The sequence below is a fragment of the Arthrobacter sp. TE12232 genome, assembly GCF_054062615.1.
Map to the genome: position 1 here is coordinate 3,359,756 of NZ_JBSSFK010000001.1, position 16,218 is coordinate 3,375,973.

Annotated in this window: 16 protein-coding genes; 10 read left to right on the forward strand and 6 right to left on the reverse strand. The window is 67.5% G+C overall.

The window, feature by feature from the left end:
• Window positions 1-3: 3 nt before the first annotated feature.
• Both ACVWZ7_RS14945 and ACVWZ7_RS14950 read right to left on the reverse strand, forming a co-directional pair.
• Entirely contained in the window at window positions 4-444 is a 441-nt protein-coding gene (locus tag ACVWZ7_RS14945) for a VOC family protein (protein ID WP_456508338.1), read from the reverse strand.
• Window positions 445-527: 83 nt separating this feature from the next.
• Window positions 528-1,289 (reverse strand): CPBP family intramembrane glutamic endopeptidase, encoded by a 762-nt coding sequence (locus tag ACVWZ7_RS14950; RefSeq protein WP_344366469.1) that lies wholly within the window; start codon window positions 1,287-1,289, stop codon window positions 528-530.
• Between the two features lie 144 nt (window positions 1,290-1,433).
• Here ACVWZ7_RS14950 and ACVWZ7_RS14955 point away from each other — a divergent pair, with 144 nt between their 5' ends.
• Complete coding sequence (locus ACVWZ7_RS14955) at window positions 1,434-3,131, forward strand: ABC-F family ATP-binding cassette domain-containing protein (RefSeq protein ID WP_456508339.1); 1,698 nt, start codon at window positions 1,434-1,436, stop codon at window positions 3,129-3,131.
• Window positions 3,132-3,361: 230 nt separating this feature from the next.
• A complete protein-coding gene (locus tag ACVWZ7_RS14960; protein WP_091251092.1) occupies window positions 3,362-4,822 on the forward strand; it encodes an amino acid permease in 1,461 nt (486 codons plus the stop codon).
• A gap of 113 nt (window positions 4,823-4,935) precedes the next feature.
• Here ACVWZ7_RS14960 and ACVWZ7_RS14965 read toward each other — a convergent pair whose 3' ends face one another.
• Together ACVWZ7_RS14965 and ACVWZ7_RS14970 are read right to left on the reverse strand one after the other, a co-directional pair.
• Complete coding sequence (locus ACVWZ7_RS14965; protein ID WP_456508340.1) at window positions 4,936-5,706, reverse strand: dienelactone hydrolase family protein; 771 nt, start codon at window positions 5,704-5,706, stop codon at window positions 4,936-4,938.
• A gap of 117 nt (window positions 5,707-5,823) precedes the next feature.
• A complete protein-coding gene (locus ACVWZ7_RS14970; RefSeq protein WP_116765351.1) occupies window positions 5,824-6,000 on the reverse strand; it encodes a CsbD family protein in 177 nt (58 codons plus the stop codon).
• A 197-nt stretch (window positions 6,001-6,197) separates the two neighbouring features.
• On the opposite strand from ACVWZ7_RS14970, the gene ACVWZ7_RS14975 reads away from it, so the two are divergent.
• The 5 genes from ACVWZ7_RS14975 to ACVWZ7_RS14995 all read left to right on the forward strand — a co-directional run bounded on the left by ACVWZ7_RS14975 (window position 6,198) and on the right by ACVWZ7_RS14995 (window position 10,371).
• Window positions 6,198-6,671 carry an SRPBCC family protein gene (locus ACVWZ7_RS14975; protein WP_116765263.1) on the forward strand — a complete coding sequence of 158 codons (474 nt, stop codon included), beginning with the start codon at window positions 6,198-6,200 and terminating at the stop codon, window positions 6,669-6,671.
• Window positions 6,671-7,348: a pentapeptide repeat-containing protein gene (locus ACVWZ7_RS14980; RefSeq protein WP_456508341.1), complete on the forward strand. Its 678-nt coding sequence runs from the start codon at window positions 6,671-6,673 to the stop codon at window positions 7,346-7,348. Before ACVWZ7_RS14975 ends, ACVWZ7_RS14980 begins: the two co-directional genes overlap by 1 nt.
• Window positions 7,349-7,457: 109 nt before the next feature.
• Complete coding sequence (locus tag ACVWZ7_RS14985) at window positions 7,458-8,669, forward strand: thiolase family protein (protein WP_344366451.1); 1,212 nt, start codon at window positions 7,458-7,460, stop codon at window positions 8,667-8,669.
• A complete protein-coding gene (locus ACVWZ7_RS14990; RefSeq protein ID WP_456508342.1) occupies window positions 8,669-9,481 on the forward strand; it encodes an enoyl-CoA hydratase/isomerase family protein in 813 nt (270 codons plus the stop codon). Before ACVWZ7_RS14985 ends, ACVWZ7_RS14990 begins: the two co-directional genes overlap by 1 nt.
• Window positions 9,482-9,483: 2 nt before the next feature.
• Complete coding sequence (locus tag ACVWZ7_RS14995; protein WP_456508343.1) at window positions 9,484-10,371, forward strand: 3-hydroxyacyl-CoA dehydrogenase family protein; 888 nt, start codon at window positions 9,484-9,486, stop codon at window positions 10,369-10,371.
• Window positions 10,372-10,385: 14 nt separating this feature from the next.
• Here the strand turns inward: ACVWZ7_RS14995 and ACVWZ7_RS15000 are convergent, their stop codons facing one another.
• Window positions 10,386-10,826: an SRPBCC family protein gene (locus tag ACVWZ7_RS15000; protein WP_456508344.1), complete on the reverse strand. Its 441-nt coding sequence runs from the start codon at window positions 10,824-10,826 to the stop codon at window positions 10,386-10,388.
• 99 nt (window positions 10,827-10,925) lie between these two features.
• Between ACVWZ7_RS15000 and ACVWZ7_RS15005 the strand changes: the two genes are divergently transcribed.
• Window positions 10,926-11,546 (forward strand): GNAT family N-acetyltransferase, encoded by a 621-nt coding sequence (locus ACVWZ7_RS15005; protein ID WP_344366440.1) that lies wholly within the window; start codon window positions 10,926-10,928, stop codon window positions 11,544-11,546.
• Here the strand turns inward: ACVWZ7_RS15005 and ACVWZ7_RS15010 are convergent.
• Entirely contained in the window at window positions 11,531-12,367 is an 837-nt protein-coding gene (locus ACVWZ7_RS15010) for an SGNH/GDSL hydrolase family protein (RefSeq protein ID WP_344366437.1), read from the reverse strand. The two genes, ACVWZ7_RS15005 and ACVWZ7_RS15010, sit on opposite strands and share 16 nt — an antisense overlap.
• Window positions 12,368-12,650: 283 nt before the next feature.
• Between ACVWZ7_RS15010 and ACVWZ7_RS15015 the strand changes: the two genes are divergently transcribed.
• Both ACVWZ7_RS15015 and ACVWZ7_RS15020 read left to right on the forward strand, forming a co-directional pair.
• Entirely contained in the window at window positions 12,651-13,331 is a 681-nt protein-coding gene (locus ACVWZ7_RS15015) for a tyrosine-protein phosphatase (RefSeq protein ID WP_344367143.1), read from the forward strand.
• A gap of 9 nt (window positions 13,332-13,340) precedes the next feature.
• On the forward strand, window positions 13,341-16,217 hold the full coding sequence (locus tag ACVWZ7_RS15020; RefSeq protein ID WP_456508345.1) for a hypothetical protein: 2,877 nt from the start codon (window positions 13,341-13,343) through the stop codon (window positions 16,215-16,217).
• Window position 16,218: the final 1 nt, after the last annotated feature.

Below are 16,218 nucleotides of genomic sequence, written 5' to 3' on the forward strand. Positions count from 1 at the left end.
GGCTCAGCTGATGCAGAACTCGTTGCCTTCCGGGTCCGCCATGGTGTGCCATTCGTGCGGTCCCTGGCGGCCCGTCCAGAGGAACGTGGCGCCGCGCGCTTCCAGGGCGGCGCGCGCCTCATCCTTGTCCGCGCCGGCCAGCCTCACATCCCAGTGAATCCTGTTCTTGACGGTCTTGTCCTCGGGGACCGCCTGGAACAGGATGCGGCGGAGGGGCGGCTTGGCGTCGAGTTCTTCGGGCGGGACGATGGCGGCGCCGGCATCCCAGACGAGCTTGCCGTGATGAGTCCGGGTTTCCGCCTCCGTCGCGAAACCCTGCCCGATCATGGAGCGGATGAAGCCCTCATCCTGCGGCTCCACGGCCCAGTCCAGGGTTTCGGCCCACCAGTCGGCGAGCCCGTGCGGGTCGATGCAGTCCACCACGATCTGAATGTTCAGTGTCATGGGAAGAACCTACGACGCCGGGGGCCGCGACGGAAGGTGCCCGGGCCGCACGGTAAGTGCCCGGTCTCCCCGCGTTGTTTCGCCTAGCCCTGGATCCGCTGCAGCTGTTCGAGGACCTCCGGCGGAATCGCGTAGACGAAGACCACCGCCAGAAGATTCTTGGAGGCGTGGACGAAGTAGGAGAACATCACGTTCTTGCCGGTCCAGACGTACACGAACACCAGGACGGCGCCCATGGCGAGGTACGGCATCAGCACCTGCAGGGTCATCTGCTCCTGGCCCACGATGTGCAGGGCCGCGAACAGGACCACGGACAGGCCGCAGCACAGCCAGAGGTTGACCCGGCGGCTCAGCTTGCCGATCAGCAGGTGGCGGAAGATGTACTCCTCGACGAACGGGCCCACGATCACCAGCAGGGGCACCATGAGCCACACCGGGACCTGCTGCATGAGCGCTTGAAGACCGGCCTGGTTGGCGGAGGTCTGCACCGGCCCGCTGACGGCCACGAACACGGCGGTGAGGATGAGCATCGCCACCACGGTCAGCGGCACCATGAGCGCGGTGAACCAGGGCCTCGTGGCCAGGACGCGGAGGTCCCGCGCGGCAACGCGTCGGGCGGCGGCCAGCGCCAGGATGCCGATGGTTGCGTAGAAGATCAGGTTCACCGTATAGGACGCCACGGCCGGATTGGGGGACAGCCTCAGCAGCAGCGGCGCCAGCAGTTCGCCCGCCACGGCGAAGAATGCGGCCACGGCCACATAGAGTCCGGCAGTGATGAAATCGAGCCGTGAGAACCGGTAAAGCTCCGGCTGCGGCGCCGGCGGTGTGCGGAGAGCTGTGCCCATGCCCCCAGCCTAGCGCCGGGGCGCACTGACGCGGTCAAGTACACCATGCGGCAGTCGCCGCGGTACCTCAGCAAGAGTTGACGGTGCGATACTTGAGGACGCAAGCTGCCGCCGGCAGGCTGGGCACATACTTGCGAGGACTCCTTGAGCGAACATCTCCGCCTTTCGGGCGTATCCCATGGTTATGGGGACCGCCAGCTCTTTGCCGGCGTCGAACTGGCCATCACAGCCGGTGAACATGTGGCGGTCGTCGGCGAAAACGGCGCGGGCAAATCAACGCTGCTCCGGGTTCTGGCCGGCCTTGAGGCCCCGGACGAGGGCACCGCCGTCAGCCAAGGCCGTGTCGGCTACCTTGCCCAGGCTCATGGCCTGCCCGATCAGTTCACCGTCAGCGACGCGATCGACGCCGCACTGGCATCGCTGCGCGCACTGGAGGCCGAGCTGGACCGGCTGGAGGACGGGCTTGCCGGCGCGGAAGCGGACGAACTGGAGCGCTACGGAAACCTGCAGACGAGGTACCAGCTCAGGGAAGGCTACGCCGCGGAATCCCGGGTGGAGGCGGCGCTGGACAGGCTGGGCCTGGGCGGACTGGATCGGATGCGGACGCTGGGCTCGCTCTCCGGCGGGGAACAGGAACGCGTGGCACTCGCCTGCGTACTGGCCGATCCCGCGGACATCCTCCTCCTGGACGAACCCACCAACCACCTTGACGCCAGCGGCACGGCCTGGCTGGAGGCGCGGCTGGCGGCGCACCGCGGAACCGTGGTGGTGGTCTCCCACGACCGCGTGCTCTTGCGCAAAGTGGCCTCAACCGTGATTGAGGTTGATGCCGAACGCCGGACGGTCAACCGCTATGGCAACGGATATGAAGGTTACTTGCGGGAGAAGGCTGCCGAACGCCAGCGCTGGGCGCAGCAATACCAGGGGTGGCTGGACGCGATGGCTGCCGAACGGCTCCAGGCGGACACGGTCGCGGGAAGGATGGGCTATGCCCGCCAACGCGACGGCGACAAAATGGGGTTCGACTTCAAGGCCGGCACGTGGCAAAAGGCGGTCACCAGCAAGGTCCGCAATGCCCAGGAACGTCTCCGCCGGCTGGAGGCCAACCCCATCGACCGTCCCCCGGTGCCCTTGAAGCTGGCAACGGATCTGCAGGCGGACGTTGCGGCGGGTCCCGCTCTTGAAGCAAGCGGGGTGGCCGTGCCCGGCCGCCTGGAACCCACGGACTTCCGGGTGGAGGCGGGCCAGAAAATCCTCATCACGGGCCCCAACGGTGCAGGCAAGTCCACACTGCTCTCCGTCCTCGCGGGCACGCTGGAACCGGCCAAGGGCACCGTGGTGAGGCATGGCCGGATCGGGTACCTGCAGCAGGAGTTGGAGCTCCCGCGGCGTCCGGCCTTGCGTCTCCTGCCTGCTTTTGCCGCGGGCCTGGGCGGCAACATCGATGAGCACGCCGAGGCACTGCTGCGCCTGGGACTCTTCCGGACCAGCGAATTCCACGTACCGGTGGGCAGCCTTTCCGCAGGGCAACAACGCAGGCTGGCGCTGGCCCGGCTCCTGCTCGGCGGGTTCGGGACGATGCTCGTGGATGAGCCCACCAACCATCTGGCGCCCGTCCTCGTGGAACAGCTTGAAGCGGCCCTCTCCGACTTCGCAGGGACGCTGGTCATAGTCAGCCATGACCGCGCGCTGGGGGAGTGGTTCAGCAAGTGCGCCCGTGCAAACAGCAGCGGGAACCGCACCGGGCACGGCGTTGAGGCCGGGAACTGGCGCCGGTACGCCATGCGGGACGGCGCCGTGACGCAAGGCAATGATGCGCCGGGATTTAAGGACTCCAAATAGAATATTATTCGGCCATTGAGAAGATCGAGCATCATTAATTAGGCATAGTGCCCGTCTGGTGTTGCCCGCGTCACGGTGCGGCCGGGAATTCTAGTACGATGGATGAGCCGCGCGAAGCTTTGACTTTGTGAGGTTCGGTACACGCTGCCGCCCCGCCGGGGCAAACCCGCATGTTGTGTAACCGAATCCCGGTCCCGTCCCGGCCCTAATCCGACCTGCAAGGAACTGTTGTGCCACAAAGTACTTCCACCGAACTTCAGAGCGCGCCGGCGCAACCCGCCGTCGTCGACTCGACTCTCAGCGCCGAGGGCTACAAGAAGACCCTGAGCGGCCGCCACGTGACGATGATCTCGATGGGCGGCGCAATCGGCGTCGGCCTGTTCATGGGAGCCGGCGGACGCCTGGCCTCCACCGGCCCGGCGCTGATCTTCTCCTACGCCATTGCCGGCGTGATCGCCTACCTGCTGATGCGGGCCCTCGGCGAGCTCATCATGTACCGGCAGACCTCGGGCTCCTTCGTCAGCTACGCCGGCGAAATGTTCGGCAAGAAGGGCGCCTTCATCTCCGGCTGGATGTACTTCATCAACTGGGGCATGACCGGGATCGCGGAACTGATCGCGATCGGCCTGTACTTCCAGTTCTTCTTCCCCAACGTGCCGGTGGAAGCCTCCGCGATTGCGGCGCTCGCGCTGCTGGTGGCCGTGAACCTGTTCAGCGTCAAGGCGTTCGGCGAGTTTGAATTCTGGGCGTCCTGCCTCAAAGTCGGCGCCATCCTGATCTTCCTGGCTGTGGGCACCTTCATGGTGGTCACCAACGCCAAGGTGGGCGCGGGCCACGCCTCGGTCGCCAACCTCTTTGCCGACGACGGCGGGATGTTCCCCAAGGGCGCCCTCGTCATGGTCCTGGTGCTGAACGCCGTGATCTTCGCGTACAACGGCATCGAACTCGTCGGCATCACCGCCGGCGAGATGGAAAACGCCAAGCGCGAAGTGCCCAAGGCGATCCGCGCCGTCGTACTGCGCATTGTGGTCTTCTACGTCGGTTCCGTACTGCTGCTTGCCATGCTGCTGCCCTCGGACCAGTACAAGGCCGGCGTGTCCCCGTTCGTCACCGTCTTCGGCCAGATGGGCCTTGGCTGGGTGGGCGACGTCATGAACATGATCGTCATCACCGCCGCTCTGTCCTCCTGCAACTCGGGCCTGTACTCGATCGGCCGAGTCTTCCGCACCATGGCCAACAACGGACATGCCCCGCAGTGGCTCACCAAGATGTCCAAGCGGCACGTGCCGTACGCGGCCATCCTCGCCATCGCCGCCTTCTACCTGGTGGGCATCCTGCTGAACATCTGGCTGGGCGGCTCGCACGCCTTCGACCTCGCACTGAACACCGCCTCGATCGGCGTGATCTTCACGTGGGGCGCCATCTTCGCCAGTCAGATCGCGCTGCGCCACCAGAAGGGCCGCGTCTCCAGCCTCCCGATGCCGGGCTCGCCGTGGACCAGCTGGGCCGGACTGCTCGCGCTCCTGGCGATCACCGTGCTGATCGGCTTCGATACCATGACCAGCAAGACCGGCGAGGTCTTCCACCTCGGCCTGTGGACCCTCGCCACCGTTCCGTTCTTCGCCCTCATGCTGTGGATGGGCTGGCAGAAGGTCAAGCACAACGCGCCCAAGAGCGAGCTCTACAGCTAGGAACCGCCGCAGATCTGCCCATCGATTGCTCCGTAACCGCCCTTCTGGAACGCCATGAGGGCAGTTACGGAGCAGCCGATGCGGAACACGCGGGCGCTCACGCCTTCAAATGCTCACGTCTTCAGATGCTCAGCGAAGTGGTCCTCGATCCGCTGCCAGGCTTCCGGAGCCGACTGCGGATCGGGACCGACGCCCATGACCCGGAAGAGCGGCCGCAGCGCCCTCGGTCCGGCCTCCGCGTCGTTGAGGAACGCGTGCCCGGCCGAGGGGAACTCCTTGACATCGTTCTCCACCCCCAGCCGGTCCAGCACGGACTCAAGCTTCGCCGCCCCGCCGGGAATGCTGCGGTCCTTGCCGCCAAAGTTGCCCACCACCGGGCAGGCGCCGGCCAGGGCCTTCTCGGGGTTCTTAGGGAGCCGGCCGTAGTTGACGGCCGCGGCGTCGAAGCGGTCATTGGCCAGGAGCAGGGCGAATCCGCCGCCCATGCAGAACCCGATCACGCCGATTTTGCCGGTGGTCCGGCCGGATTCCAGAAGCCAGTCCCGGGCTATCGCCAGGTCGGTGAAGGCCCGTCCCTCGCCCGCCGCCAGCGCCCGCATGGTGGCCACGAGGCAGCGGCGGGCGCCGCCGTCGCTGAACAGATCAACGGCCAGCGTCAGGTATCCCGCCGCCGCCAACCTGTCAGCGTGGCGGACCGTGATGTCATTGAGGCCGAACACTTCGTGGATCATCAGGACCGCCGGGAAAGGCCCCTCGCCCTCCGGTGTCGCCAGGTAAGCTCGCAGCACCCGCGAACCGCCGGCCGCGGCGCTGGCCTGACTCAGGTCGACGTTGCTGAGATCCCGGCTTGCGGGCTTGCCGTGGTCTGCCTCGGTGCGTGCCATGCTGTCCCCTCTGTGGCTGTTTGGGCCATTGTTGCAGGATGTTCGCCCGGAGGGCACAAAAAAGCGGCGCCGGACATCCCCCAAAGGAAAGTCCGGCGCCGCAATTCTTGAAAAGGACTAGTCCTTTTTGAAGGCGTCCTTGACGTTTTCGCCGACCTTCTTCGCGTCGGCTACAACCTGGTCGCGCTGCCCCTCGGCCCGCAGCTGGTCGTTGTCAGTCGCGTTTCCTGCGGCTTCCTTGGCCTTGCCGCCAAGGTGCTCCGCTTCGTTCTGAATCTTGTCTCCGATACCCATGGTGCAGGCCACCTTTCGTTTCCGGTAGAAATTCACTGTCCGAACACCATAACACAAAGCATGCTTACTACTTCAAGGGGCCCCGTCCAAAAGGGTGCCGCGAGCTGATCGGTGGATGTCGCCGCCGGGCCACGGCAGAGCGGCGCGAACCCTGGGGGCTTTTCCTGGCGGGCGCTCCCCGGGCTAGGCTCGGAGTCATGGACCATAAGACCACTCTCACGCAGCACATCAAGGCTCCGGCGGACTCGGTCTGGGCGGTGGTGTCGGACATTCCCGCATCTGCCGCAACCCTGTCCGGCGTTGACGCGATCCAGATGCTCACCGATGGACCCTATGCTGTGGGGACCCGCTGGAAGGAAACCCGCACCATGATGGGGCGCTCGGAAACGGTGGAGATGTGGGTCTCCCAGTGCGAGGCGCCGTCGAACGGCCGGGGCGGCGGCACCACCGTAAAGGCTCTCCAGGGCGGCGCGGACTACACCTCGCGCTTCTCCCTGGCGGAGCGCGACGGCGGCACTGACCTCACGCTGACATTCGGTGCCGAGCTCGCCAGCCCCACCCGTTTCAGCAAGATCATGCTCACCGTGTTCGGTCCGCTCGGCATGCGCATCACCCGCAAAGCTCTCGCGAAGGACCTGGCGGAAATCGCGGCCAAAGCCGAGTCGCTCTGATGGTCCGCCACGCTGCGGCGGCCAAGGCCCCCAAAGTCACCGCCCCTCGCCTCGCGCCGGTTCGGCCACCGGAACTGCGGGATGACCCTGCCCCGGACTTCCGGAGCGGTGCACGGTACGACGGCGTCCGCTACAGCCGCGTGTCGGCCGACGGCCTGGACCTTGGCGGCGCGGTCTTTGCCGAGTGCGAGTTCGCAGGGGTGTCGTTCAATGAGACCCAGTTGCGCGGCGCCACCTTCCGCGACTGCATCCTCACCGAGCTCTACGCCCCGGTGCTGACGGCCGCCCGGGCCAGCCTGCGCGACGTGGAGATCGGCAATCCCCGCTGGGGATCGGCGGAGCTCTACGAAAGCGGCTGGCAGTCGGTGCGGATTGACGGCGGCAAACTCGACTACGTGAACCTGCGCGGATCCAAGCTCACCGACGTGCAGATCAGCGACTGCATCATCAACGAGTTGGATCTGGGCTCCTGCACCGCCACCCGGGTCGCCTTGAAGAACTGCACGATCGGCACCCTCGATTTCACCGGGGCCCGGCTCAAGGACTTCGATCTCCGCGGCACCGACTTCCGCACGATCAGCGGCCTGGGCAGCCTGGCCGGCCTCGTGATCGACGACTACCAGCTCACCCTGCTGGCCCCGCTGCTCGCAACGCATCTGGGTGTCGTCGTCGCGTAATCCGGCGGCATCCGGTTGACCCGCTTGCCCTGCCGTGTAATCTTTATAGAACGAACGGTCGGTAAATTAGTCTGCTGCCGGCCCCGCTTTCTTGGTGAAGGATGTTCTCATGGTCGAGGCTTTTCTTGTAGGCGGTGCCCGCACCCCGGTCGGCCGCTACGGCGGCGCCCTCTCCGCGGTCCGCCCCGATGACCTGGCCGCACTGGTGGTCCGCGAAGCCGTGGTCCGCGCCGGCGTCGACCCGGACAGCATTGACGAGGTGATCCTCGGCAACGCCAACGGCGCCGGCGAAGAGAACCGCAACGTGGCCCGGATGGCCACGCTCCTGGCCGGGCTTCCCCTGCACATCCCCGGCATCACCGTGAACCGGCTGTGCGCCTCCGGCCTCAGCGCCATCATCATGGCCAGCCAGATGATCAAATCCGGCGCCGCCGACATCGTGATCGCAGGCGGCGTCGAATCCATGAGCCGGGCCCCGTGGGTCCAGGAAAAGCCCCGGACGGCCTTCGCCAAACCCGGCGAAATCTTCGATACCTCCATCGGGTGGCGTTTCGTCAACCCGCGGTTCGCCAAGGGCGAGCTCGCCCGGGACGGGAAGATGACCTACTCCATGCCGGAGACGGCCGAGGAAGTGGGACGGGTTGACGGCATCTCCCGCGAGGACGCCGACGCCTTCGCCGTCCGCTCCCACGAACGCGCCCTCGCGGCGATCGCCGCAGGCCGCTTCGCCGACGAGATTGTCCCCGTGACCGTCACGTCCCGCAAGGGCGAGACGATCGTAGATACCGACGAGGGCCCCCGGGCAGGCACCACCATGGACGTCCTCGCCGGGCTCCGTCCCGTCGTCAAGGGCGGCTCGATTGTCACGGCCGGCAACTCCTCCACCCTCAACGACGGCGCCTCCGCCATCATCGTGGCCTCTGAAGCCGCCATCCAGAAGCTTGGCCTCACGCCGCGCGCCCGCATCATCGACGGCGCCTCGGCCGGCTGTGAGCCCGAAATCATGGGCATCGGCCCCGTCCCGGCCACTCAGAAGGTCCTCAAGCGCAGCGGACTCAGCGTCGGTGACCTCGGCGCCGTCGAACTCAACGAAGCGTTCGCGACCCAGTCCCTGGCCAGCATGCGTCGGCTCGGCCTGGACCCGGAAATCGTCAACCGCGACGGCGGCGCGATCTCCCTCGGCCACCCGCTGGGTTCGTCCGGGTCGCGGATCGCCATCACGCTGCTGGGCCGGATGGAACGCGAAGACGCCAGGATCGGCCTCGCCACCATGTGCATCGGCGTCGGCCAGGGCACGGCCATGCTGCTGGAGCGCGTGTAGTGGCGGCCGAAACGCTCGACCCGGCCGGCTTCAGCACGCTCCTGGTCGACCAGCGTGAGGACCGCGTCGTTGTGGTCCTCAACCGCCCCGAGGTCCGCAACGCGATAGACCAGCAGATGGTCGACGAACTCCACGCCGTGTGCGCCTACCTCGAGCAGCGCCCCAAGATCCTCATCATCGCCGGCGCCGACGGAGTCTTCGCGTCCGGCGCCGACATCGCACAGCTGCGCGAACGCCGCCGGGACGACGCCCTGCAGGGCATCAACTCCTCCATCTTCGTCCGCATCGCCAAGCTGCCGATGCCCGTCATCGCGGCCCTGGACGGCTTCTGCCTCGGCGGCGGCGCCGAGTTGGCCTACGCCGCCGACTTCCGGATCGGCACCCCGTCGGTCCGGATCGGCAACCCGGAAACCGGCCTCGGCATCCTGGCCGCGGCAGGTGCCAGTTGGCGCCTCAAAGAACTTGTCGGGGAGCCCGTGGCCAAGGAGATGCTGCTCGCCGGCGCCGTGCTGCGCGCAGAACGCGCCCTGGCCGTCAACCTCATCACCGAAATCCATGAACCGTCCGAGCTCATGGCAGCGGCGCACAAGCTCGCCGACCGGATCGCCACGCAGGATCCGCTCGCCGTGCGGATCACCAAGTCCGTGTTCCATGCCCCGGCCGAGGCGCACCCCCTCATCGACCAGCTGGCGCAGGGGATCCTCTTCGAATCGCAGGCAAAATTCGACCGCATGCAGGCTTTCCTGGACAAAAAATCCGACAAGAAATCTGCCGCAAAGACGGCAGCCAACGAATCCGAGAAGAAGAACTAGCCATGGGCAACTCCGTACTCCCCGCCAACCTTCCCAACAGTGATCTTCCCCACTTCGTGGGAGTCCTCGGAGGCGGCCGCATGGGCGCCGGCATCGCCCACGCCTTCCTGATCAAGGGCGCCGATGTCCTGGTCGTGGAGCGCGACGAGGCTTCGGCCGAGGCCGCCCGCGAGCGGGTCGAGTCCGCCGCGGCCAAGAGCATCGAACGTGGCGCCGTAGACGGCAATCTGGACGAGATGGTCTCCCGGCTCGCGGTCACCGTCGACTACGACGACTTCGCCGGCCGGCACCTGGTGGTTGAGGCGGTGCCGGAAGACTGGGACCTGAAGGTCACCGCCCTGCGCGGCATCGAGGAACGGCTCGACGACGACGCCTACCTCGCCTCCAACACGTCATCACTGTCCGTCAACGGGCTGGCCCGCGAGCTGAAGCGGCCGCAGAACTTCCTGGGGCTGCACTTCTTCAACCCGGTTCCGGCGTCGACCCTGATCGAAGTGGTCCTCGGCGAACAGACCTCCCATGCCCTGGCCCAGGCCGCCCGCGGCTGGGTAGAAGCTCTCGGCAAGACGGCCGTCGTCGTCAACGACGCCCCCGGCTTCGCCTCCTCGAGGCTTGGCGTCGCGATCGCCCTCGAAGCGATGCGCATGGTGGAAGAGGGCGTGGCGTCCGCCGAGGACATCGACAACGCCATGGTCCTGGGCTACAAGCACCCCACCGGACCCTTGCGGACCACAGACATCGTCGGCCTCGACGTGCGCCTCGGCATCGCGGAATACCTGCAGTCCACCCTGGGGGAGCGCTTCGCCCCGCCGCAGATCCTCCGCGACAAGGTGGCCCGCGGCGAACTGGGCCGCAAGACCGGCAAGGGGTTCTTCGACTGGACCGACTGACGGCAGGGCGGGGACTACCTTGCTGCCCGGGCGTCCAGGGTCTTCTTCATGCCGTCCATGGCCGGAGCCGCAAGCGACTGGAAGGCCGGCTTGACGAACGGTTCGGCAAGCTTGAGCCAACCTTTGAGCCGGAATTCTGCGGTGTACCGGACTTCGGATCCGGAGCCTGAAGGCGTGACGTCGATGGTGTCCACGGAGATGACTGACTTGTTTTCGCCACGCAGTTTGATGACAGTCCCGGCGAGCTCCACGACCTCGTAGATCAGCGTCTGCCGCTTGCCGCGAAACTCCGCTTCGGCGTGATAGCGGTGGCCCACAGCCACCGGGCCGTCGGAGAGCTTCCTGACCACCGGCGTCCCGGGGTCCCATTCCGGCGTGTGTTCGAAAGCGGCGAGGTATGCGAAGGCGCTACTGGCATCCAGGGCTGAGCGGACCGTACCGGTGACTGTGATCATGGCCCCAGCCTACCCAGAAGGCCCGGCATGGGGACCGAACCTGCCTCCGGGCCGCCCGTGATCCGGCAAACAGCCGTCTCCCGCACCTAGGATGGTCGCGTGAACCGCATTCATCCCACAACGCTCACCGGAAAATATGTCGTGCTGGAACCGCTGAGCCAGGACCACCACGACGGCCTCGTGGACGCGGTGCGCGACGGCGAACTGTGGAAGCTCTGGTACACCGGCGTCCCCGAGCCGGAGGGGATGGCAGCGGAGATTGACCGCCGTCTCGCGCTCCAGGAGCAGGGATCCATGCTGCCGTTCGCCACGCGGCTGATCGATCCGGCCACCGGCACGCCCGGCGCGGTCATCGGCATGACCACCTACATGAACATCGATCCGGTCACGCCGCGCGTCGAGATTGGATCCACCTGGAACGCCGCCTCCGCGCACGGCAGCGGCACCAACCCGGACTCCAAGCTCCTGATGCTGCGGCACGCGTTCGAAACGCTCGGGTGCCCGGCGGTCGAATTCCGGACACACTGGCTCAACCACCAGTCCCGCGAGGCGATCGCCCGGCTGGGAGCCAAGCAGGACGGCGTCCTGCGCAGCCACTCCCGCACCGCCGACGGCGTCCTGCGGGACACGGTGGTCTTTTCCATCCTCGAGCACGAGTGGCCCATGGTCCGCAACGGCCTCGAGGCCCGGCTGGCCAGACGGCGTCAGCGGGTCGAGTAGGCCTTGGCCTCGCGAAGTGATGCGAAGTACGCCGTGTAGCCCTTGGCGTTCGGGTGGTAGTTTTCGGGACTGGCCGGGGCCAAAAGGTTGAGATTGATCCACGGGGCCGCGGAATTGACGCCATGACCGGCGAAAGCGGCCCGTACATCGACGTACTCCGCTCCGGCGGCCCCGGCCGCGGCGGCGATGGAGCCGTTCAGGCCGTCAGCCAGGTGTGTGGCTTTATAGATGAACAGGGACATCGGATCAGTCTGACCCGGGGCGACCGGATCATAGAGGTAGGGGTAGCCCGTCACCACAACCCTGGCGTTGGGGGCGGCAGCCTTCACGCTCTGAATCATCGCGGTCACGTCACCGTCCAGTTTATGGCTGGAGATCTCGCCCTCCGCGAAGTCCGTCGCCGCGGCGCACTGCCGCCCCGCGACGGGACTCACCATGGCGGCACTGCAGTACGCAAGGATTGCCCCAAACCGGAGATTGTTGCCGCCAGCTGTGATGGTGACGAGGTCGGTGGTCTTATTCAGCTGCCTCAGCTGGGTGTTCACGACGTCCTGGGTCGTCGTGCCGCTGCAGGCCGCGTTGGCGACCAGCTTGATGGTTGGCGCGTGGGCAGCGAGTTCGGAATAGGTGTTCTCGCTGCGGTAACAACTATCCAGATACGGACCGGCCCCCAGCCCGGCGGCGTAGGAGTCTCCCAGCGCGATGTACGTGGTCCTGCCCACCGCCTGCGCCGGCACCCCCGCCAAACCGGCCGCCATTGCCAGGGCGGCGAGACCGGCTGCCAGAGCCGTTCGCCGGCGTCGAAGTTTCAGACTTCCCATGGTGTTCTCCTCAGTAACACGCTGGCTTCAGCGCCCATGCTTTGAAATCGCATCGCGAAGGGGTGTCAGCCCCGGCGGCAGGCGAACTGAAAAGGAGTCCGGCGGCTACCGGGTGCTCCGCTACTCTGCGGAATCGGGAACCCGCACCATGCCAATATTCCCACTGTGTATGTCTTTTGGGAATCCTGCCGTGGATCGGCGCCGGGGCGTGTGATTAGCTTTCAGGATGACGATTCCTGCCGCCTCGGGTGGCTACGCCAATGGGATGGCGGTGCACAGAGCGATGCGCTGGGAGGGTGCGGTCAACGCCTGGCACGTGGCCGGGGACGTCTACCGCATGGGACGCCGCGAATGGCTGACCGAGGCCGGCTGGCGGCAGGCGTACGACCACGGCATCCGGACCGTCGTCGACCTCCGCAACGAGGCCGAAATCCGGCGCCGGGAGACCGACCCGCCGGTGGACGAGGCAGCCCTGGCGGCCTTCGAGGTCGTGCTGGCTCCCACCGAAGACCCGGCCAACAGCGAATTCCGTGAACTCTGCGTGCCGTACCTGAACGACCCCGCCTCCTATGCCGACAACGCCAGGCTCTTCCCGGACCTGCTGGCCGGCGTCTTCAAAGCGGTGGCCGCCGCGGAGGGCGGGGTGATCATCCATTGCTCCGCCGGGCGGGACCGGAGCGGCATGATCGCCGCCATGCTCCAGGACCTCGCCGGGCACAGCGACGAAGCCATTGTGCGTGCCTACCAGCGCTCCATGCGGGGCATCAACGAGCATCACCGGCGCTCCGCCGTCCCGCATCCGCACGAGCGCTTCCTGCCCGAGGACGCCCTGGTGCCCCTGCTGGAATCCCGCGGCGAAAGCCTGCTGCGGTTCGTTCGCCACGTGAAGACTGAAACTTTCTTACGCCACAATGGCATAACGGACCGGGAGTTGACGGCCATTCTGGCCAAATTGGGACGCTAGAGTAACCGGGTGAAGACTCCGAAGTTCCAGCTGATGGTGCGTGCTGCCGCCCTTGCGATCGCGCTCGCCGGCACCTTGTCCGCCGGAACCGTGTCCGCCATGCCGGCAGAGGCCGAAACCGGTACGGGAACGCCGACGCCGGTCCCGGCTGGGTCGTCACCCTCAACCTCGCCCTCGCCGGTCCCAGCGACGACGGCGGCGCCTGCCGCGTCTTCCCCGGCTGAGACTTCGGCTGGTTCTTCTGCAGCCGACTCTGCTCCGGCGCCTGCCACGGCGCCCATCAGCGGTACCGGTCTCGCCGAAGCCGTGCAGCGGGACCTTGGCATGACCCTCTCGGAATTCAACGCCGCCGGGGCCCTGGCCCGGCGGGCCGCCGACGCCGCGCCCTCCCTCCGTGCGCTCCCCGGCTATGTGGGGATCAGCCTCCACGCCGGCACGATCGTCGTCGAAGGCGAGGGCCCCGAGCTCCGGGCGCGCGTGGCGGAACTCAACCGCGTGGACCAAGTGAATGGCGTGGACCAACTAAATCAGGCCGGCCCTGCCGATTTCGTGCTGGCCGCCCCCGCATCCGCAGCCGTGGTCCCCTCGGCCGCCGAGCTCCTTGCCTCCAGCACGCAGCAACTGTTCGAGGCCTATGTCCGCGACGTCGGCGCCGCCGGGCTCCAGGCTGTCACCTACACCAACGGCCACTTCGTCATCCGAACCGGCGGCACAACGACGGCGCAAACCGGGCCTGCCTCCAGCGCCGGCCTGCTCACCGGCCCGGACACAACGCCGGCGACAGCGCCGGGCACTAAGCCGAAGATGTCCGCAGCGGACTTTGTGGCCCGCTACGCCAACGTAGCGCTGGAGCAAGGATCCCGGATCGCTACGGAGGAGGACTACTTTGGCGGCGAGGGCTACATCATTGACGGCCGGACCGTGTGCTCGGCCGGGTTCGGAGCCTTCGGCCCCGCGGGCGAGCCCCTGGTCCTGACGGCCGGGCACTGCGCCGCTGACGGCGCCGCGAAGCAGGCCGAGATTGAAAACCCGGCGGGTGCGCCGGCGGCCGGCGGGGCCGGTTCCGGCACAGCCGCCGGAACCCTGGGGTCCTTCGGATTCAGCCAGTTCGGCGGTCCGGGCAACACCAAGGTTGCCTCGGACGGGACCAATGTGGGCACGGACATCGCCGTCCTCCAAGGCATCAGAAGCAGCCTGGACCTCCAGCCCGCCGTCACCCGGTGGGACAACCCTGCCGATCCTGGGCCGACCTCCGTGAAGATCGTGGGAACCGTGGCTCCCTTCCAGGGCCAGCCCGTGTGCCGATCCGGCCGGAGCCTCGGCTGGTCATGCGGAACCGTGGACTCCGTGGGAACGTGGGTCATCGCCGGTCCGGACTCCCTGCCGCCGGACTACGACAACGATCTCCGGGCGCTGAACGGCTTTGACTCCACCACGGTCAAGTCCCGCCCCGGCGACTCGGGCGGCCCCTGGATCAGCGGGAACTTCGCGGTGGGCACGCACACCGGGGCGGAAAGCGACGGCGGCGTCCAGACCCGCGCCATCGCGACGACGCTCGAGGACGCCACCGGCCGGATCCCCGGAGGAGTCCAGCTGCAGCTGTTCCTGAATAAGCCGACGCTCGCCGCGGCCGCCAACGGAACCCTCACGGCCGGCGAGCCCATCACGGGCCACGTGGATGCCGGCCCGGCTTCCGTGGTGGCGCCGAATTCCAAGGTCCGCATCACGGTCCAAAGCTCAAACCCGGGCCAGAAGCCGGGCCAGCCGTTGGAAGTGCCGGTGGACGCGTCGGGAAACTGGCAGTTCCCCGCACCCGAGTGGGCCGGTTCCTTCACGTTTTCCGCGGAAACCGTGAACGGCTTCAGCCGCTCCGGGGCGGTCTCCCTGTCCGTGAAGGTCTCCGGCCTCGTGGCCCCGGTCATCACGGCTCCGGCAGACGCCCGGACGGACGGCCATGCGGACGGCCCTGGGCTGACCGCCGTCGAAACGATTGAGGGAACGGGGGAGCCCGGCCGCACGGTGCGGCTCTCCGGTGACTTCACCGGGACCGGACTGGTCGCCCCGGACGGCCGCTGGAGCATCAACGTGGCCGATCAGCCGGTCTTCGGAAAAGTCTCGGTGACCGCGGTGCTGACGGCTCCGGGCCAAACGGACAGCCCCTCCGCGACCAGCAGTTTCACCGTCATCCCGCCAGTCCCGGCGGTCTCGGGCATCCGCGATGGCAAGCATCTCCGTCAGGATGCCCTGCCCGCGAGCATCTCCGGGACCGCCGTCGATGGCGCCGAGGTCAGCGTGTCCATGGACGGTGCGGCCATCGGATCGGCACAGGCAAGTTCCGCCGGTACGGGGGCGAGGGCCTCGCTGCAGCCGCGGGTTCCGCAGGATCTGGCCGGCGGCGCCCGGTGGAGTGTCCCCTTCCCCGCAGGCCTGGCCGCCGGAGCGCATAGGCTTACGGTCACGCAGGCAATTGACGGGGTCGCTTCACTTCCGGCCGCCGTCGCGTTCACCATCGACGCCGCGCCTGCTTCCGCGGGCACCCCCGATGAGACGCCGGCGGCTCCCCAGCAGCCGGCCGTCCAGCAGCCCGCTCCCCGGCAGCCGGCCGTCCAGCAGCCCGCTCCCCGGCAGCCCGGAACTCCTGCGCAGTCGACAGTTCCGGCGCAGGTTCCCGTTGCGCAGGTTCCCGTTGCGCCGTCCACCGTCCCGCCCTCTACCGTCCCGCCGTCGGACGCCTCCGTCACGGTGGACGGCACGCCTCCGGGCAACGCAAACCAACTGGCCGGCACGGGCGCCGGAGGGCTGTTGTACGCCGCCGGTCTCGGCGCCGGTGCCCTGCTGCTGGGCGCGGCCGTCGTGATCTTCGCCCGGCGTCGGGCGGTGCGTTAGC